Origin of the sequence: Leifsonia sp. 21MFCrub1.1 (assembly GCF_900107895.1) — a bacterium.
Taxonomy (GTDB): Bacteria; Actinomycetota; Actinomycetes; order Actinomycetales; family Microbacteriaceae; genus Leifsonia; species Leifsonia soli.
In genome coordinates this window covers 3852350-3869940 of record NZ_LT629867.1, presented here as the reverse complement: position 1 = coordinate 3869940, position 17591 = coordinate 3852350, and the positions used below count along the sequence as shown (strand labels likewise).

Annotated in this window: 22 protein-coding genes; 7 read left to right on the top strand and 15 right to left on the bottom strand. The window is 69.8% G+C overall.

Translation table 11 applies throughout. The features are described 5' to 3' along the window. Window positions 1–13: 13 nt before the first annotated feature. The 6 genes from flgB to BLW09_RS18345 all read right to left on the bottom strand — a co-directional run bounded on the left by flgB (window position 14) and on the right by BLW09_RS18345 (window position 4782). Window positions 14–355, bottom strand: coding sequence for a flagellar basal body rod protein FlgB (flgB, locus tag BLW09_RS18370; protein WP_089916239.1), 342 nt, complete (start codon window positions 353–355; stop codon window positions 14–16). 359 nt (window positions 356–714) lie between these two features. Beyond that, window positions 715–1047, bottom strand: a complete 333-nt coding sequence (locus BLW09_RS18365) for a hypothetical protein (RefSeq protein WP_231946947.1) — start codon at window positions 1045–1047, stop codon at window positions 715–717. Window positions 1048–1054: 7 nt separating this feature from the next. After that, a complete protein-coding gene (locus BLW09_RS18360) occupies window positions 1055–1486 on the bottom strand; it encodes a flagellar export chaperone FliS (protein ID WP_089916232.1) in 432 nt (143 codons plus the stop codon). Further along, complete coding sequence (gene fliD, locus BLW09_RS18355) at window positions 1483–2871, bottom strand: flagellar filament capping protein FliD (RefSeq protein WP_089916229.1); 1389 nt, start codon at window positions 2869–2871, stop codon at window positions 1483–1485. The genes BLW09_RS18360 and fliD overlap by 4 nt, the downstream gene beginning before the upstream one ends. A gap of 106 nt (window positions 2872–2977) precedes the next feature. Next, window positions 2978–3814, bottom strand: coding sequence for a flagellin N-terminal helical domain-containing protein (locus BLW09_RS18350; RefSeq protein ID WP_197682036.1), 837 nt, complete (start codon window positions 3812–3814; stop codon window positions 2978–2980). 155 nt (window positions 3815–3969) lie between these two features. Further along, window positions 3970–4782, bottom strand: a complete 813-nt coding sequence (locus BLW09_RS18345; RefSeq protein WP_089916223.1) for a sigma-70 family RNA polymerase sigma factor — start codon at window positions 4780–4782, stop codon at window positions 3970–3972. 389 nt (window positions 4783–5171) lie between these two features. Here BLW09_RS18345 and flgN point away from each other — a divergent pair, with 389 nt between their 5' ends. Genes flgN through BLW09_RS18325 form a run of 4 tightly spaced genes read left to right on the top strand, consistent with a single transcriptional unit; the run spans window position 5172 to window position 8359 of the window. Beyond that, entirely contained in the window at window positions 5172–5663 is a 492-nt protein-coding gene (gene flgN, locus BLW09_RS18340) for a flagellar export chaperone FlgN (protein ID WP_089916221.1), read from the top strand. Between the two features lie 4 nt (window positions 5664–5667). Continuing rightward, window positions 5668–7092: a flagellar hook-associated protein FlgK gene (flgK, locus tag BLW09_RS18335; protein WP_089916217.1), complete on the top strand. Its 1425-nt coding sequence runs from the start codon at window positions 5668–5670 to the stop codon at window positions 7090–7092. A 2-nt stretch (window positions 7093–7094) separates the two neighbouring features. Continuing rightward, entirely contained in the window at window positions 7095–7979 is an 885-nt protein-coding gene (gene flgL, locus BLW09_RS18330; protein WP_089916213.1) for a flagellar hook-associated protein FlgL, read from the top strand. Then, on the top strand, window positions 7976–8359 hold the full coding sequence (locus BLW09_RS18325) for a flagellar assembly protein FliW (RefSeq protein WP_089916210.1): 384 nt from the start codon (window positions 7976–7978) through the stop codon (window positions 8357–8359). Before flgL ends, BLW09_RS18325 begins: the two co-directional genes overlap by 4 nt. Before the next feature lie 13 nt (window positions 8360–8372). Here the strand turns inward: BLW09_RS18325 and BLW09_RS18320 are convergent, their stop codons facing one another. Continuing rightward, window positions 8373–9641, bottom strand: coding sequence for a serine hydrolase domain-containing protein (locus BLW09_RS18320; protein WP_089916208.1), 1269 nt, complete (start codon window positions 9639–9641; stop codon window positions 8373–8375). A gap of 164 nt (window positions 9642–9805) precedes the next feature. Here BLW09_RS18320 and BLW09_RS18315 point away from each other — a divergent pair, with 164 nt between their 5' ends. Further along, window positions 9806–10219, top strand: coding sequence for a DUF4383 domain-containing protein (locus BLW09_RS18315; RefSeq protein WP_089916205.1), 414 nt, complete (start codon window positions 9806–9808; stop codon window positions 10217–10219). 29 nt (window positions 10220–10248) lie between these two features. Further along, window positions 10249–10791, top strand: a complete 543-nt coding sequence (locus BLW09_RS18310) for a hypothetical protein (RefSeq protein WP_089916203.1) — start codon at window positions 10249–10251, stop codon at window positions 10789–10791. A gap of 28 nt (window positions 10792–10819) precedes the next feature. Here BLW09_RS18310 and BLW09_RS18305 read toward each other — a convergent pair whose 3' ends face one another. Both BLW09_RS18305 and BLW09_RS18300 read right to left on the bottom strand, forming a co-directional pair. Further along, window positions 10820–11173 (bottom strand): FHA domain-containing protein, encoded by a 354-nt coding sequence (locus BLW09_RS18305; RefSeq protein WP_089916200.1) that lies wholly within the window; start codon window positions 11171–11173, stop codon window positions 10820–10822. Window positions 11174–11210: 37 nt separating this feature from the next. Beyond that, window positions 11211–12524, bottom strand: coding sequence for an ATP-dependent DNA helicase (locus BLW09_RS18300; RefSeq protein WP_089916197.1), 1314 nt, complete (start codon window positions 12522–12524; stop codon window positions 11211–11213). Between the two features lie 93 nt (window positions 12525–12617). Here BLW09_RS18300 and BLW09_RS18295 point away from each other — a divergent pair, with 93 nt between their 5' ends. After that, a complete protein-coding gene (locus BLW09_RS18295; RefSeq protein ID WP_089916193.1) occupies window positions 12618–13664 on the top strand; it encodes a hypothetical protein in 1047 nt (348 codons plus the stop codon). A gap of 39 nt (window positions 13665–13703) precedes the next feature. Here BLW09_RS18295 and BLW09_RS18290 read toward each other — a convergent pair whose 3' ends face one another. The 6 genes from BLW09_RS18290 to BLW09_RS18265 form a co-directional block, all read right to left on the bottom strand. Beyond that, window positions 13704–15614 carry a cytochrome c oxidase assembly protein gene (locus tag BLW09_RS18290; RefSeq protein ID WP_442911296.1) on the bottom strand — a complete coding sequence of 637 codons (1911 nt, stop codon included), beginning with the start codon at window positions 15612–15614 and terminating at the stop codon, window positions 13704–13706. A 174-nt stretch (window positions 15615–15788) separates the two neighbouring features. Further along, window positions 15789–16073, bottom strand: coding sequence for an HU family DNA-binding protein (locus tag BLW09_RS18285; RefSeq protein ID WP_018188985.1), 285 nt, complete (start codon window positions 16071–16073; stop codon window positions 15789–15791). A gap of 246 nt (window positions 16074–16319) precedes the next feature. Next, window positions 16320–16625: a 30S ribosomal protein S14 gene (gene rpsN / locus BLW09_RS18280; protein ID WP_089916189.1), complete on the bottom strand. Its 306-nt coding sequence runs from the start codon at window positions 16623–16625 to the stop codon at window positions 16320–16322. Between the two features lie 2 nt (window positions 16626–16627). Next, the gene (rpmG, locus tag BLW09_RS18275) at window positions 16628–16795 is read right to left on the bottom strand and encodes a 50S ribosomal protein L33 (RefSeq protein ID WP_089916186.1); all 168 of its coding nucleotides are present in this window, start codon (window positions 16793–16795) and stop codon (window positions 16628–16630) included. Window positions 16796–16797: 2 nt separating this feature from the next. Further along, window positions 16798–17034 carry a 50S ribosomal protein L28 gene (rpmB, locus tag BLW09_RS18270; protein WP_018188988.1) on the bottom strand — a complete coding sequence of 79 codons (237 nt, stop codon included), beginning with the start codon at window positions 17032–17034 and terminating at the stop codon, window positions 16798–16800. A 138-nt stretch (window positions 17035–17172) separates the two neighbouring features. Beyond that, a complete protein-coding gene (locus tag BLW09_RS18265) occupies window positions 17173–17589 on the bottom strand; it encodes a Fur family transcriptional regulator (protein ID WP_089916184.1) in 417 nt (138 codons plus the stop codon). Window positions 17590–17591: the final 2 nt, after the last annotated feature.

The window sequence follows — 17591 nt, the reverse complement described above, 5'->3', positions numbered from 1 at the left end:
TCGGTGTCCTGGCTCAGGTGGTCTTCAGCGCGGCGCGGATGGCCGAGAACTGGTTGCCCGCAGCTTGCGAGGCGAACTGGAAGCGGAGAACCGTGTCGACGTTCGAGAGCGTCTCGGTGTCGAGGTTGACGTTGTTGCCGTCGAGTCGCGTCGGCTCGAGCGACCGAGCGGTGGTGGCGGCTGCGTGACCGTCGTGGTCGGCGACGGAGGCGGCGAGGGCGTCCTCGAACGACACGCGCTCGGCGGTGTAGCCCGGCGTGTTCACGTTGGCGATGTTGTTCGCGATGGCGCGTTGGCGCGCCGCGAGGCCGTCGAGGGCGCTCGCGAGGGCGGCGCTGGTCACGGATTCGAGCACAGCTGCACTCCAGGGTCGTGGGGCGGCCCATCCGTGGCCAAGTCGATGAGCGATCCGTGCTCGAAAGGAGCTATCGGCAGCTCTCCCCCACCCGTTAGGGATGACATCCCGGGCGTGTTCGCGTGACGATTTCCCACACCGTCATCCACAGTGTGTACCCCGATGTGAATTACACCCGTGTGGTTTCGAAGGGGTGTTCGACTGTCACAGAATTCCTGCAAAAGGCCCGGTCACGTACCGTTTATCCAACCTGGGATTCTGAGAGTCCACATATCTCGCGCGTGTCCTCCACACGATCCGGCCGCTCATCCACCGATTCTGCACAGAGTTATCCACAGGTGGAGAACTGCTATGGGGACTCAGCCGATCAGGTCGAAGTAGACGGGATGCGCTCCCACCTCCGACCGGGGTACAGCGCGTACCGCCGCGAGGTGCCGTGCGGTCGTCTGACGGACGTCCTCGAGGTAGCGGATCGTGTGCAGCTGCGCCTCCAGCAGGCGCGTCGCGCGCTCCTGGAGCTCGGCCGGGATCGGTCCGAGTGCGATCGGCGGACGCCAGGGGACCGGGTCCACCTGCGCCAGCGCGCCGTGCAGCTCGTGCTCCATCCGGTCGAGCGCCTCGGCCCACGCGGCGGACTCGGGCGTCACCCCGGACACCGGCTCGGGCGCCGCGGCGGGCGCCGCGTCGGGCATCGTGTCGTCAGGCGACGCCGAGATCACGGTCCGCCTCGGTCGCGCCCGATGCCGCCGGCAGCAGCGCCGCCGCTTCGTGCCACGTCCGGCGCAGCGGCTCGGCGAGCTCGATGGCCTCCCGCACCTTCGCCGGGTCGCGTTCGATCATGCCGCCGACGATGAGGTCGGCGAGGTAGCCGTACAGCTGGAGCAGGCTCTCGGCGCCATCCCACAGGTCGACGCGCAGCGTTCCCGCGAGCTCGGCCACGATCTGGTCGGCGTGCCGCAGGTTCTCCCAGGCGGTCGGCCACTGCTCGGCCGTGAGGGCGGCCTCGCCGCGTGTGAGGTCGAGCAGGAGCCGGTCGTACAGCATCGTGAGGAGTCGCGCCGGGCTGGCGGAGAGGATGCTGTCGCGGTTGTAGGCCGAGAGCTTCGCGGCCGCGGAGGTGAGGACGTTCATGATGCGCTCGCAGACGGGAGGGAGGAGAGCTGGCCGGTCAGCCACGACGACTGGGACTGCAGCTGCTGCAGCTGGACCTCGAGGTTGGCGTACGTCTTCTCGAGGGTCGCTCGCCGGTCGGCGAGGCGGCCGTCCCAGTCGGTGATCTGGTCGTTGAGGCTCTTGACGGTCGACTGCTCGCCCTTGATCTTGAGCGAGATCGAGCCGGTGTACGTGTCGCTCGCGCCGGTGGCCGCGTCCGCGACGCGTTGCGCGATCGTGGCGACGGCGGCCTTCACGGTGTCGGGGTCGGCGGCCATCGCCTTCGCGAAGGCGTCCTGGTCGAAGGTGACCGCGCCGTCCCGCGTGATGCTGATGCCGTACGTGGAGGGGGAGACGCCGCCGATCGGGGCGATCACCGCATCCACGAGCTTCTGGTTGACGTCGCGGACGGACGACTCGCCGGTGAAGACGCCGCCGGTGACGACCGTTCCGCCCGCTGCGTCGGTCGAGGTGGAGACGGCCTGCTTCTGGCCGATGTACGTGAGGATGTCGTTGACCGCGCCGGCGAGGGATCCGGCGGCGGCCGAGATGCTCTTGTCGTCGCGGGCGACCGTGAGGGTCACCGGCGTGGTCGACGCCGCGGTGACCGAGACGGTGACGCCGGGGAGGACGTCGGTGAAGCTGTTCGTCGCGCTCGTGACCGTCTGCGCGGCTCCCGTTCCGGCCCACAGGGTCAGCTGCGCGTCCTGCGCCTGACGCACCTGCGACGACCCGGGGTCCGACAGGATGTTCGTCGCGGTGCCGGCCGCCACATCCGCCGCCGTCCCGCGGTAGGCCGTGAAGGCCGCCGCCGCACCGGTCTTCGTGGAGCTGAGCTGCAGCCGGTACAGCGGCTGGCCGGTCGCCGGGTCGAGACCCGCGGCCACCCGGGTCGCACTGACACCGGCTCCGGCCTGGTTGATCGCGGCGGCGACATCGGCGAGCGACGAGCTGGCCGCGGTGATCTGCTTGGTGGTGCCGTCGGCCGCGACGAACGTGAGCGTCGGCGGCTGGTCCGGCCACTGCGTCAGCGGGCCGGTCACGGTGACCTGCGACTGCGCGAGGCGGTCGACCGTGAAGTCGATGGTGCCGTCGACGGCACCGGTGCCCGCGGTCGCCGTCGCCGCGGTGGAGCTGGTGCTCGCGGTGTGCAGGTCGGTGCCTGCGGGCTTCGCGAGCTTCGCGGCGGAGTCGGCGAGCGCGGCGACCTTCGAGTTGAGCGCCTGCATCGCCGAGATGAAGTTGGTGGAGTCGGTGACCTTGTTCTTGAGCAGGGTCTGCGGAATCGCCTCCGCCTGCATCAGGCTGTCGATCAGGTCCGTCGTCTTCAGACCGCTGATGAGCCCGTCGATGGCCATGCCCATGCGGTGGTCTCCCTCCTACGACGGTGGTTCCGGGTGCTGCGGTGGTGCGGGGTGGTGCGGCGGCCGGGGCACGCTTTGGGGACTACGCCCCGGCCGCCGGGCCTGATCAGCGGAGCAGCTGCAGGACGCCCTGGTTGGACTGGTTCGCCTGAGCGAGCATCGCGGTGCCGGCCTGCGACAGGATGTTGGAGCGGGTGTACTTCACCATCTCCTCCGCCATGTCGGTGTCGGTGATGCGGCTGGACGCGGCCGAGAGGTTCTCCTTCGAGACGTTCAGGCTGCGAACGGCCGACTCGAACCGGTTCTGCGAGGCACCGAGCTCCGAGCGGGCGGTCGAGATCGCGGTGATCGCGGTGTCGATCGCCGTGATGGTCGTGTTCGCCGTCGCGTTGTCGGTGACGACGAAGCCCGTGGCGCCGGTGGCGCTGCTGAGCGTGCCGACCGAGGTGGCGACGTCGGCCAGGCTGACCTGGATGGTGTCGTTCGCCGTCGAACCCGCGCCGACCTGGAAGTTCAGCGAGCCGCCCTTGAGCAGGTCGATCCCGTTGAAGTTGGTGCCGTTGGTGATGCGGTTGAGCTCCTTGCCCAGCTCGTCGGCCTCCGTCTTGATCGCCGCGCGCGAGGTCGCGTTGTTCGAGTCGTTGCCGCCCTGCACCGCGAGGTCGCGCATGCGCTGCAGGATGGAGTGGACCTCGGTGAGCGAGCCTTCAGCGGTCTGCACGACGCTGATGCCGTCCTGAGCGTTGCGGGCGGCGACGGTCAGACCGCCGACCTGCGACTTCAGGCCCTCCGAGATGGCGAGGCCCGCCGCGTCGTCCGCCGCACGGTTGATGCGGAGACCGCTGGACAGCTTCTCGAGCGACTTCGAGAGGTCGCTCTGCGTGTTGTTCAGGTTGCGGTAGGCGTTGTTCGCCGCGATGTTGGTGTTGATCTGCATACCCATGATGTTTCCTCCATGACTGGGTGGTGGTTCGCGGCCCTTCCGTGGTCCGCATCAGCCTCTATCGGCTGTCTGATTCATCCCGTTAGCAGCGATCTGCTCCTGAGTTTTTCGCCTCTGCGATGCGGTTCAGGCGGAAAAAGTCAGGAGCTGATGGCTCAGGACGCCCGGGCAGAGCTCGGGGACGTGGGGGAGAGGCGCGAGACGCCCGCGACCGCGTGCTGCGCGAGACGCGCCAGGTAGGCGCTGCGCCGGGCCTGGGAGGTCTTCGCCTCGATGACGACGGGGTCGCCCTCGTCGGCGTAGTGGGTGGCCATGCCCTCGCGCATGAGGCGGATGGCCTCCGAGCGCTGCTGCGAGACGGCCGAGTGGGTGATGCCCAGTTCCTCCGCGATCTCGGTCACCGTGCGGTCGTCGAAGTAGATCGCCTCGACGATGGACCGCATCCGGTCGGGGAGGGCGGCGACCGCGGCGCGGACGTACGCGGTCTGCTCGCCGGCCAGCAGCGAGTCCTCCGGGCCGACGGTCTCCGAGACGAGCAGCGGCTCGATGGTCTCGTCGAGCGCGGTCACCGTGCGGGAGGCGTCGGCCAGGCCGGCCGCGGCCGTCTCGCGGTCCACACCGAGCGCGTTCGCGATCTCGTCGACGCTCGGCGTGCGCCCGAGGGCTGCCGTGAGGCTCTCCCGGACCGCCAGCGTCTCCTTGATGCGCTTGCGCGCGGAGCGGGTGGCCCAGTCGGATGCGCGCAGTTCGTCGGCGAGCGCACCGACGATGCGGGTCCGTGCGTACGCACCGAACGGGACGCCGGTGGTGGCGTCGTAGGCGTCCGCCGCCATGACCAGGGCGACGGCCCCGGCCGAGGCCAGGTCGTCGCGCGACAGGTGGGTGGCGCGGGAGCACAGGTCGGAGACCAGATAGCCGACGAGCGGCAGGTTCTCCACGACGAGCGTGTTGCGTTCGTTCCGGTTCACGCTGGGCGACCCCTCTTCATCGGACGGGTACCGCGTCCCGTCCTCGTTCGGGGAGGGCGTGACAGGGTACTCGGGCGGTGCGGTGGATGCTCGGGCTGGGTCGGGTGCCGAGCGGGTTGCTAGGAGTCTTCCGCTGTTCACGGTAACAATTCGAGACTGCTCAGATTGCATGCTTTCTGTCCCCATTACGGGGCAGTCCGTACCCCCAGTACGGGGAATACTGACAGCACCCCGATAAGCGGTACGTCGTGCCCTTCACCCGGGCCATCACGCGCCTAACATCGGGCGCAAGCGTGCCGATGGTCTGGGATGGCGGAACACATCCACCCCGCCTTCGGACCCGAGGAGACCAGGTGCGCACATCGACTCACGAGGAAGTTGGTAGCGACATGGCCGCGAGCGAACTCTCTGCGCAGCTCTGGAAGGAACGCGAGCTCCTCGAGCTCCTGCTGTTCAAGCTGGAGGAGGAGCAGCTGCTGCTGATCGCGGGCAAGTCCCGCTGGATCTCGCACGCCACCCGCGAAGTCGAGCAGGTCATCGAGCGGATGCGCGCCGTCGGTCTCGCCCGGACGGTCGAGGTCGCCGCGCTGGCCGAGGAGTGGGGCCTCGACCAGGATGCGACCCTGCGCGAACTCGCCACCGGCGCCCCCGACGGCATCTGGTCCGACATCTTCGGGTCGCACCTCGCGGCCATGACCGAGCTGACCGCGCAGATCGCGGAGGTGCGCGACACCAACGAGCGTCTGCTCCGCGAGGCCGCCCGCTCCACGCAGGAGACGCTGAGCTCGTTGTCGGGCGCGGGGGAGGACCCCGGCGTGTACGGCGCGGGCGGCGCAGGCCGCGCGGGGGACACCGCGCGCTTCTTCGACACGGAGGCCTGACCGGATGAGCACCTTCAGCGGCCTGAACACCGCCTACACCGGGCTCGTCGCCGCCAAGGCGGGGCTCGACGTGGTCGGGCAGAACCTCGTGAACGCGAACACGCAGGGCTACACGCGGCAGCGGGTCACGACGTCCGGCGTGCCCGCCCTGTCGTCCGCCGGTCTGTTCAGCGGCGGCGTCCGGCCGGGACAGGGCGTCACGGTCGACGGCATCCAGCGCCTCGACGACGCCGCCCTGGATGCGCGGGTGCGCACGACCACCGCGCTCTCCGGCTACACGAACACGCGTGCCGACGCCCTGGCGACCCTCGAGCAGTCGCTCAACGAGCCGGGAACGAACGGGTTGTCGGCCCAGCTGCAGAAGTTCTGGTCGGCCTGGGGGGATGTGGCGAACCAGGCGGGGGAGCAGGCACCCGCTGGCGTGCTGCTCGGCCAGGCGGGAAGCCTCGTCACCCAGCTGCAGACCGGCTACCGGGCGGTCGACGACCAGTGGAGCACCCTCCGCACGTCGATGGACGGCATGGCCTCCGACCTGAACACCGCAGCGACCGCCGTCGCCGACCTCAACGGCCGCATCCGCTCCGCCCTGGCGTCGGGGCAGTCGGCGAACGAGCTGCTCGACCGGCGCGACCTGCTCACCGCATCCATCGCCAAACTGGCCGGCGGTGTCGTCCGGCCGAACGACGACGGCACGGTGGATGTGCTGGTCGGAGGAAACGCGCTGGTGTCCGGGACCAGCACCAACCTCGTGAAGGCAGCGGGCGCCACGCGCATGGCGGATGCCGCGACGGATCCGGCCCGCCTCGAGTGGGCCTACCGGCCGGGTGCCGCGATCTCTCTCGAAGGCGGCTCGATCGCCGGGGCGGTCTCCACCCTCGCACCCGCCGACGCCTCCGGGACCGGGGGAGTGCTGGCCGAAGCGGCCGTGAGCTACAACGCGTTCGCCGTCACGCTCGCCCAGCGGGTGAACGCGGTCCACGCCACGGGTGCGACCCCCACGGGCGCAACCGGGCTCGACTTCTTCGCCATCGACCCCACCAAGCCGGCCGCACTGGGCCTCTCCGTCGTCCCGACCGGCGTCGGGCAGATCGCGACGGGAACGCCCGGGGCCGGCGGGACGGACGGCAGCATCGCCGACGCCATCAGCCAGCTCGGCACCGGCCCGAACGCGGTCGACAAGCAGTGGTCGTCGTTCGTCGTGCGGGTCGGCGTCGCCAGCCGCACCGAGAAGCAGCAGTCGGACCTCGCCGACCTCGCGACCAGTGCGGCGACCAACGCCCAGCTGTCCGGCTCCTCCGTCGACCTCGACGAGGAGAACATGAACATGCTGTCCTTCCAGCACGCCTACCAGGGCGCCGCGCGCGTGATGACCGCCGTGGACGAGGCCCTCGATGTGCTCATCAACCACACCGGACTCGTCGGGAGATAGCCGTGATCAGCCGCGTGACCAACGCCACCCAGACTCTCAACGCCCAGCGGAACCTGCAGCTCAGCCTGCAGCGCCAGGCGCAGCTGTACGACCAGGCGACCAGCCGCCGGCTGCTCAACAAGCCGTCGGACGACCCCACGGCGACGGCCAGCGCCATGGGCGTCCGGTCGGATGCGGCAGCCACGGCGCAGTATCAGCGCAACGTCGGCAACGGCGACGCCTGGCTGACCACGGCCGACTCCGCTCTCACCTCCGTCGAGACGCTCATGCGCCGCGTCCGCGACCTCACCCTGCAGGGAGCGAACGACGGCGCCATGTCGCCCGAGGCGAAGGAGTCGATCGCGACGGAGCTCGACGGCCTGAAGAAGAGCCTCCTGTCGCTCGCCAACACCACCTACCTCGGCCGCACGGTATTCGCGGGCAACTCGGACGCGGGCGTCGCGTTCCAGCCGGACTACTCGTTCACCGGGACGGCGGGAAGTACAGTGGAGCGCAGGATCGGCCCCGACACCACGGTGCGGGTGGATGCGGACGGCGCCGCGGTCTTCGGAACCGGCTCGTCGTCGGTGTTCGCGCTGATCGACAACACCGTGAACGACCTCCGCACGGGTGTGAACGTCACCCCGCGCCTCGCGGAGATCGACGACAGGATGAAGGCGATCGTGGGAGAGCACGCGGAGGTCGGCGGCCGGCAGACCCGGATCGACAAGGCCAAGGACACCCTCGCGGTCGGGGCCAACGCACTGGAAGGCCAGCGCTCGTCGCTCGAGGACGTCGACCTGAGCAAGGTGATCCTCGACCTCAAGACCCAGGACGTGAACTACCAGACCGCGATCGCCGTCACGGCCCGCGTTCTGCAGCCGACCCTGATGGACTTCCTCCGGTGAGCGCCGTCCGCTTCCTCACCCCGCCGCCCGGACTGGAGCCGCTGGACGCGTTCGACCTCGACCCGGTCGCCGGCGCGGACGGCCTGTACACGCTCGCCTCCGTCGAGCGGCCCGAGATCCGGCTGTTCACGATCGACGCGGAGCGGCACCTGCCGGGCTACTCCCCGGAGCTTCCGGACGATCGCGCCGCCGAGCTCGGCATCGCCGAGGCCGCGGATGCGCTGCTGCTCGTCGTCGTCACGCCGTCGCGCGAGGGCAGCACCGTCAACCTGCTGGCACCGGTCATCGTCAACCGGGCGAGCGGGGCGGCGCTGCAGCTGGTGCTCGACGACGACGCGTTCCCCGTGCGTGCGGAACTGGCGGAGCTGGCCGGGGCCTAGTCCTCCTGGCCGGCTATCCGGCCTTCTTCGCCGGGCAGGGCGCCGCCTTCGTCAACGCGTCGACCGTCTGCTGCTCCGACCAGGGCAGCGAGGCGACGACCTTCGCACCCTTCTCCTTCGCCGGCGTCTTGGAGACGATGGAGGCGAGGCGCTGAGCCAGGAGCTGGGCGAATCCCGGCCCGGCCGTCGAGTTGTTGAGCGCGACCACGATCGTCAGACCCGACGCCGGGTCCGTGTACACCGCCGAGAGGTAGCCCGGCACCGCACCGCTGCTCCCGCGCAGGGGTCCGAGCAGCTGCATCCCGAGCCCGTAGCGCTCCCACGACTGGCCGATCGCGATTCCGTCGGCCTGGGCAGCGCGCGACTTCTCGCTGAGGAGGCTGCCGGACGCGAGCGCCTGCCCGAAGGCCTTCATGTCCGAGACGGTCGAGACCACTCCGCCCGCGGTCCACCCCTGCGACGGCGACATGCTGCTGACGTCGCGCATCGGCTCGCAGACGATGGCGCCCGCCCCGTCCAGCCCTGCCGAGTAGCCGGCGGCATGGGGTCCGGGAACCGTGAACTGCGCACTCTCGGGCAGGGAGCTCGCTGTCATCCCGAGCTTGTCGAAGATGTACCTCTTGTAGAGGTCCTGCCAGCTACGGCTCGTCGCGTTCTGCAGGGCCATGCCGAGGAGCACGGCATTCGTGGACGAGCGGCCCCACTTCTCTCCGGGTTTGCCGACGCGCTGCATCGCGATCCCATCGCTGGCCAGCTCCAGCGCGGGCCACTGGCGCGTCGGGTTCATCAGGAACTCCGGGTTGAGCTGCGCGACGTAGTCGCCGATTCCCGAGGTGTTCTGGCAGAGTTCGCGGAGTGTGACGCCCTCCACGCCGACCAGCCCGGGCAGCCACTTGGTGAGCGGATCGTCGAGCCCGACCTCGCCCTCGTCGACGAGCTGCAGCAGAACCGTGCAGGTCATCGGCGTGGTGTTCTGGCCGACACGGAAGCGCATGTCCGCGCTGACCGGTTGCGTCCCGCCCCGCTTCGTCGTGCCCTGCGCCGTCGTCCACGATCCGGCCCAGGGCGCCCAGACGCCGGCGAAACCGGCGGAGGCGTCCGCGAGCGTCATGGCGTCGGTGATCGCCGCCGAGAGCCGCTTCTCGACGTCGCCGTCGAATCCACCCTTCTGCTGCTGGGGAAGTTTCGCTCCGGCCGTGGAGGTGCACGCCGAGAGGACGAGCGCCACGAGTCCCGCGGTCGCGGCGAGCGCGATCCGCCCGAACGTCGTGTGTCGTCGCATCGATACAACCCCCGCGGTGTCGGCCCTGCGTGTCCAGCGATTGTAACGTGCGGCAGAAACCCTTCCGTCGCGCAAGGGGCTGTGGCCGCAATCCGATCGGGTCGATGCTGCGAATGGACAAGTGAGGCGCGCGTCCGTGCGCCGTCCTATGGAAGGAACAGACAATGCGCACATCTCCGAACCGGCTCGTCGCCACTATTTTCGGAGCGGTCTACCTGCTGGTGGGGCTGCTCGGGTTCGCCGTCACCGGAGGCGTCGGCTTCGTCGCCACGAAGGGCGGTCTGCTCCTGGGCATCTTCGAGGTCAACCCGCTTCACAACATCGCCCACCTCCTCATCGGCGCGGCCCTGCTGATCGCCGGCCTGACCCGCGTCGCCGCCGCCAAGGCCGTCAACACCACGATCGGAGCGGTCTACCTCCTCCTCGGCATCGTCGGCTTCTTCCTGGTCGGCACGGGCGCGAACATCCTCGCTCTGAACACGCCCGACCACTTCCTCCACCTGGTGAGCGCGATCGTCCTCCTCGGAACCGGCCTCGGCGCCGACCGCGGAACGCGCGCCACGACGGCCGCCGCCTGACCGGCGGGGCCACGGCTCCCATGAGCAGGATGACAGGAACGCTGCGGGCCGCCCCCGTCGCCTCGGCCCCAACGGCCGTCGCGGTGGGCTCGGCGACCCGCGCCTTCCTCGCCGTGGCCGCTCTGGGGGCGGGGCTGCTTCACGCGGCGCTCGCCCCCAGCGCACCCCCTGCCCTGCTGGCCGCCTTCCTCCTGCTCGCCGTCGCGGAGCTGGGATGGGCGGTCGCCACCCTCGCACGGGATCGCCCGCCGGTGTTCCGGCTGGCCCCCGCCCTCGCCCTGCTGCCCGTCGGGATGTGGGCGGCGCTCGCGATCGCCGGCGCAACGGCCTCCGGCGGCACCGTGCTCGCGCTCCCGCTCATCCCGATGGGCGCGGCCTCCCTCCTCGACGTCGCCGTCGCGGCGACCGCCGCGGTCGTCCTCCGTTCCGGCGATCCCCGGCCGGACCAGGGCGGACTGCGCTTCTTCATCGCCCTCGCGCTCAGTGCGTGCGCAGTGTGCGCCGTCACCATCCCCGCGCTCGGGCTCACCGACGCCGGCATCGCCGCCGTGACGGTGCACCACCACCACTGACGCTCGCCAGCGCGGGGTCGGCGCGTGGTCAGCGGCGGGTCAGCGCAAAGGACTCCCCGCCGAACCGCACGATCGACCCGGGGTCGACCTCGTGCCGCGTGTTCGGGTCGCAGGCGAACGTGCCCTCGCCCGGGTACGTGATGGTCGTGCCATTGGCCGACCCCAGGTCCATCACCCAGAACACGCCGTCGTACTGGCCGAACGCCAGGTGGGCGCGGGACACCGACTTCACGTCGTCCTGGATCGTGATCAGCTGGACGTGGCCCGGGTCGTCCATCTCGGTCCCCGGCGTGTGCACGGCCGGGTTGCGGCCGATCACGCCGTTGCCGCTCGTCTCGACATGCTGCCCGTCGCTGAAGTCCAGCACGAAGGTCACCGCCACGTCCGACCCCTCTCCCGTTCCGCCATCAGGGTTCTCGTCATCCGGCCTGCGCGCCGGCGACCGGCATCGTCACCGGCCGCGCGTCGCGCATGAAGCGCTCGACGTCCGGGTCGACCGTGATGTCGCTCGGCCGCAGCGGCCTGGTCAGGTACAGGCCGTCGAGCGTGGTGATCCGGCTCAGGGCGACGTACGTCTGGCCCGAGGTGAACGCGCGCGTGCCGAGGTCGACGATCGCCGCATCGTAGGTCTTGCCCTGCGACTTGTGGATGGTGACCGCCCACGCCAGCCGCAGCGGGAACTGCGTGAACTCCGCCACCACGTCCTTGGTCAGCTTCTTCGTCTCGGGCGACCAGGTGTACCTGAACTTCTCCCAGATCGCCGGTTCGACCTCGTGCACCTCCCCGTCCACATCCACGTAGACGTTGGAGTCGATGCGCGTCACCGTGCCGATGGTGCCGTTCACCCAGCGCGGGCCGTCGCCCTGCCCGACATCGTTGCGGAGGAACATCACCTGGGCGCCCACCTTGAGCTCGAGCGACTCGTCCGCCGGGTAGTTGCGGCCGCCGAAGTCGCCGCTGACCTCGGCCTTCGCCGTGAGCACGCGGCCGGGCAGCCGCTCCAGTGCGTGCGCGTTGATGCGGTTCACCGTGTCGTTGCGGGTGGCGAGGGTGATGGTGCCGTCGTCGGGCGCCGGCCGGGCGCCCACCTCGTTGAGGCGGTCCGCGATCTCCTTGGGCACCTGTCCGTGTCGCACCGCGTTGAGCATGAACCGGAAGTCGGACTCGTGCTGACGGTGCACCTGCAGCAGCTCGACGATCCGCAGGTCGGTCTCCTGCCAGACGCGCGCGTCGAAGAACCACATCGAGCGGTAGGTGTCGGCGAAGTAGGCGCGCTCTTCGCGGTCGCCCGGCACGGGCGCCAGCTGGTACGGATCGCCGAAGAGCACGACCTGGACGCCCCCGAACGGCTCCCCGGCGCGCTGGCGCGCCTGGCGCAGGCTGCGGTCCACCGCATCCATCAGGTCGGCGTTGACCATCGACACCTCGTCGATGACGAGCGTGTCGATGCTGTTCAGCAGCTTGCGCAGCTCGGCGCTCTGGTCGATGGCGTGGTCGGCGATGACACCGATCGGCAGGCGGAACAAGGAGTGGATGGTCTGGCCGCCGACGTTCAGCGCGGCCACACCCGTCGGGGCCGAGATCACGATGGACTTCTCGGTGTTCCACGAGAAGTGGTTGAGCAGCGTCGACTTGCCGGTTCCGGCACGGCCGGTCACGAAGACATGCTCGCGGGTGTGCTCGATGAGCTCGTACACCGCCTGCTGCTCCGGCGAGAGGGAAAGCCGGCCCATCCCCGCCCCTTCCGTGTCGCCCGACCTGCCGGACTACTCTAACCCGGCGCAGCGTCCCGGGGCCGCTCATCCACAGGACCCTAGGATGGCCTCATGGCTGTGGGGGATGCGCACGCGCACCGACGCGCCGTCCTCCTCTGGTCGGGTGTCGGCGTCCTCCTGGTCGTCGCTTTCCTGGCGGCCCTCGGGGCGGTGCAGCGCGCGTACTACAGCCCGAGCGGGTTCGTCGCCGCCTTCGCCCAGTCCATCGCGTCGCACGACGTGTCCACGGCGCTCGCGATGCCCGGAGCGGATCCGACCGCCTCGGCCCTGACGGCCGCCCGCCTCCCCGGCGACGCCTCCCGCGAGCTGCTGCGGTCGGACATCCTGCCGACCGTGCGCGATGTCGCCGTCGCCTCCGACACCGCCGGAGCGGACGGCGTCCATACGGTCGTCGTCACAGCGGTCGCGAACGGCGACCCGGTGTCCGCCACCTTCCGCGTGCGGCAGACCGGCGCCGTGCTCGGCATCCTTCCCACCTGGGCGTTCGCCTCCCCTCCCGTCGGCGTCGCGCGCATCACGGTCGCCCACGCCTCGACGTTCACCGTGGGAGGGCACACGGTGAACCCGCGGGCGGCATCGCCCGATCAGCCCGCTGACGCGTTCACTCTCTCGGCCGACTACCTCGTGCTTCCGCTCGCGCCCCTCGAGCTCCGGCACGATTCGCGCTATGTCCGCGCCTCGCCCGTCGCCGCGTCCGCATCCCCCGGGCGGATCACCGAGACCACGGTGGATGCCCAGCCCACCCGCGCGTTCACCTCGGCGGTGCAGAAACAGGTCGACGGCTTCCTCGACCGGTGCGCGGAACAGCACGTGCTCCAGCCGGCCGGGTGCCCGTTCGGCGTCGAGATCGACGACCGCGTCCAGGGCGATCCGTCGTGGTCGATCGACACCTACCCCGACGTCCGGCTGCAGGCGGGCGACGCGGGATGGGTCACCGGCCGGATGGTCGGCGTCGCCCACCTCGATGTGACCGTCCAGTCGCTGTTCGACGGAACGGTCACCCCGCGCAGCGACCCGGAGCCGTTCGCCATGAGTCTCAGCAGCGTTACCATCCGCTCGGACGGCTCGCTCGACATCGTCGTCGCCCAGGAGCAGTAGCCGCGGGGTCCCCCGACGCTCTCGGGCGCCGCGGGAGGATCAGCGGGAGACGCGGTCGCGGTCGGCCATGCGCGCCAGCCGTTCGTTGTAGGCGTTCAGCTCGGCGTCGCCCGTCCGGTCCGCGTTCCGGTCGCGCCGTTTCGTCTCGCGCTCGTCGCTGCGGCTCCACTGGATCGCCACGACGATGGCGAGGATGACGGTCGGGATCTCGCCGATGCTCCACGCGATCCCGCCGCCGGCCTGCTGGTCGACCAGCGGGGAGTCGCCCCAGGTGCGGCCCATCGCGCCGAACCAGTCCGCGAGCAGCAGGCCGTGCATCTGCATGATCGAAAGCCCGAAGAAGGCGTGGAACGCCATCGTGAGCAGCAGGAGGAGCAGCCGGAACGGGTACGGCAGCCGGTACTTGACCGGGTCGATGCCGATCAGCGACTGCACGAACAGGTAGCCGGTGATCAGGAAGTGCACGATCATCCACTCGTGCCCGATGTGGTCGGTCGTCGCCCAGCGGAAGACGGGTGTGTAGTAGAAGACCCAGAGCGAGCCGGCGAACAGGACCGCCGCGACGATCGGGTTGGAGATCACCGACGCGAAACGCGAGTGCACCGCGAGCAGCAGCCACTCCCGGCCGCCGCGCGAGCCGTCGCGGCGCTTCCGGATCGCCCGCGCCGCCAGCGTGATCGGGGCACCGGGGACGAGCAGCAGGGGCACGCCCATCGTCAGCACCATGTGGGCGGACATGTGCGCCGAGAAGAGGTACTTCTCGTAGACGTTGACGCCGCCGTTGGTGATGTAGAAGAGCAGGACGATGCCCAGCGTCCACAGCACCGTGCGGTAGATCGGCCACTTATCGCCGCGCTTCCGCAGCCGCCAGACCGCGGCGAAGTAGAAGAACAGGCCGAAAGCGCAGGCGAGCACCCAGAGCAGGTCGAAGTTCCACGACGTGAAGAGGCGGTCCCAGGTGAGAGCGGGAGGCAGCTTCTCGCCCGTGAGGATCTCGGCGGGCGTCGGGGTGGCCGCGCGCGTCTCCGGCACCGGCGTGACCGTTCGGGCGAGCGCTGCGGCGACACCGGACGCGATGCCCATGAACGCCAGCTCGGCCACGACGATCCACCAGAAGCTCCGCGGTTCGCCGGACTGCTTGAGCCGCCCGATGAAGTAGCGCCGCTGGGTGAGACCGAAGAGGCCGAGCACGACCAGCGCGGCGACTTTGACCAGCACCAGGATGCCGTACGGCGTCGCCAGCTCGGCGAGCGTTCCAACGCGGAGCTCGGCGTTGACGTACCCCGAGGCCGCCACGACGACGAAGCAGATCAGCGCGACCGTCGAGTAGCGCTCGAGGACGGTGACGAGACGCCCGTTCCCCAGCCGCTGCTTGACCACGATGAGCGTCACCAGGCCGCCCAGCCAGATCGCCGCGAACAACACGTGAAGTCCGAACGAGGTCACCGCGGCGTCGTGACCGGCCGCCTCGGCACTGTGGCCCTGCTGCGCCATCGGCACGACGGTCGCCATGGCCAGCAGGGTGACGAAGACGATCGCGGTCTGATTGCGCACGGCGAAGCAGAGCACCGTGACGGCCGCGGCGATGAGCGTGATCCCGAGCCACGCCTGGCCGAGCGACACGCTCGTGATGAACGAGCTCAGCCCGTTGCTGAACGTCGCATCGAACGACCAGGGCACGTTCGACACGCTGACGAACGTGAGCAGGCCCGTCGCGGCGGAGGCGACCGTCATCACCGCGGCGCTGCCCGCGGCGAAGTCGAGTGCGTTGCCGTACTCGTCGCGATCCGGGCTGAAGGCGAAGCACGCCAGGACGAGCGCGCCCACCGTGCCCGCCAGGCTGAGATTGACCACGAGGGTCGCCGCCGGGAGTCCCCACCGCACGAGAGCGCCCGGGTCCGCGAGCAGCGGGGCTGCGGCACCTCCGCCGAACGCGAGGGCGGCGATCATCGCCGCCACGGCTGCGAGGAGCAGCGCGGCAGGGCCGATCACGCGGAGGATTCGAGGCACCCGTCCAGCCTACGTCCCCCGCCCTGGACGGCCGCCCACAGGCTGCCCGGCCGCGGACACGACGAAGGCGGCGCCGCGTGATGCGGCGCCGCCTTCGGGCAAAGCTGGGAAGGACTACTTGACGGCAGCCTTGAGCTTCGAGCCCGCGGTCAGCTTGACGCGGTGGCCGGCCGGGATCGAGATCTCCTCGCCGGTCTGCGGGTTGCGGCCGGTGCGGGCAGCGGTCTCGCTGCGCTCGGCGGCGAGCCAGCCGGGGATGGTGACCTTGCCGCCCTTGGCGACGGTCTCGCTGATGGTGCTGAAGAACGCGTCGACGACGCTCGAGACGGTGGCCTGGCTCTGACCCGACGCCGCAGCGACGGCAGCAACGAGCTCGGTCTTGTTCAGGTTGTCAGCCATTGAGTGTCCTCCTCGGACCTTGTGCTGGATCTACAGCTTTCTTGTGGAACGGTTGAGGCCACAGGGGGCCGTAACGTTTGGTCGGTTGACCGCCTTGAATGTATCAGAAACCCGCGGAAACACGCGGAACTTCGCCCTCTTTCACCCACATCGGACCGGATGCGCAGCTTCGCGCATCCCTCCGGGGACGGCGAAGGGGCGCCCGGCCGAAGCCGGACGCCCCTCGAGTGGCGTCGTCGCGCTGGGTTACCAGCTCGACTTGGTGATGCCGGGCAGCTCGCCGCGGTGCGCCATGTCACGGAAACGGACACGCGAGATGCCGAACTTGCTGAGGTTTCCGCGCGGACGGCCGTCGACCGCGTCGCGGTTGCGCACGCGGATCGGGGAGGCGTCGCGGGGGAGCTTCTGCAGGCCGATGCGGGCGGCCTCGCGGGACTCGTCGGTCCCGTTCGGGTCGACCAGGGCCTTCTTCAGCTCGGCGCGCTTCGCGGCGTAGCGCTCGACGATGACCTTGCGCTGCTCGTTCTTGGCGATCTTTGACTTCTTGGCCATGTTTAGCGCTCCTCTCGGAAGTCGACGTGCTTGCGCACTACGGGGTCGTACTTCTTGAGCACGAGTCGGTCGGGGTCGTTGCGACGGTTCTTGCGGGTCACGTAGGTGTACCCGGTGCCCGCCGTCGAACGGAGCTTGATGATCGGACGGATGTCCTGCTGCTTCGCCATGCTTAGATCTTCTCCCCACGGGCCAGGAGGTCCTTGACGACGGACTCGATGCCACGGGCGTCGATGACCTTGATGCCCTTGGCGCTCAGCGTCAGGGTGACGTTACGGCGAAGCGACGGAACGTAGTACGTCTTCTTCTGGATGTTCGGGTCGAACCGGCGCTTCGTGCGACGGTGCGAGTGCGAGATGTTGTGGCCGAAGCCGGGAACGGCTCCAGTCACCTGGCACACTGCTGCCATTGCTTTCTTCTCCAATACCGTGGTGCCGGACGGCACCACCCAAGGTCACTTGTCGGCACGCGACTTCCCCGTCGCTTTCGTGATGGGGGTTTCTCGTACGATCTGAGCGGGAGGAGCCCACTCAGCCAAACATCCATGCTACGGCATGGACGCGGTGCCGGCCAAATCGTTCGTGGCCGTGCAGGACGCGCACAGCCCGAAGACGTCGACGACGTGCTGCGCCTGGGTGAACCCGTGGGCGGCGGCCGCCTGCCGCGCCCACTGCTCGACCGCATCCGCCTCGATCTCGACCGTCAGCCCGCAGTTGCGGCAGATGAGATGGTGGTGGTGCCCGGTCGTGCACGCGCGGTAGAGGCTCTCGCCCTCCGGCGACTGGAGCGAGTCCGCGTCGCCCTCGGACGCGAGGTCGGCGAGGGCGCGGTACACGGTCGCCAGGCCGATGGGGGAACCCGCCTCGTGCAGGCTCAGGTGGAGACCCTGCGCGCTGATGAAGCCCTCCGTCGAGGTCAGAGCCTCGCGGACGGCCTCCCGCTGCCAGGTATTCCGCTTCACCATCC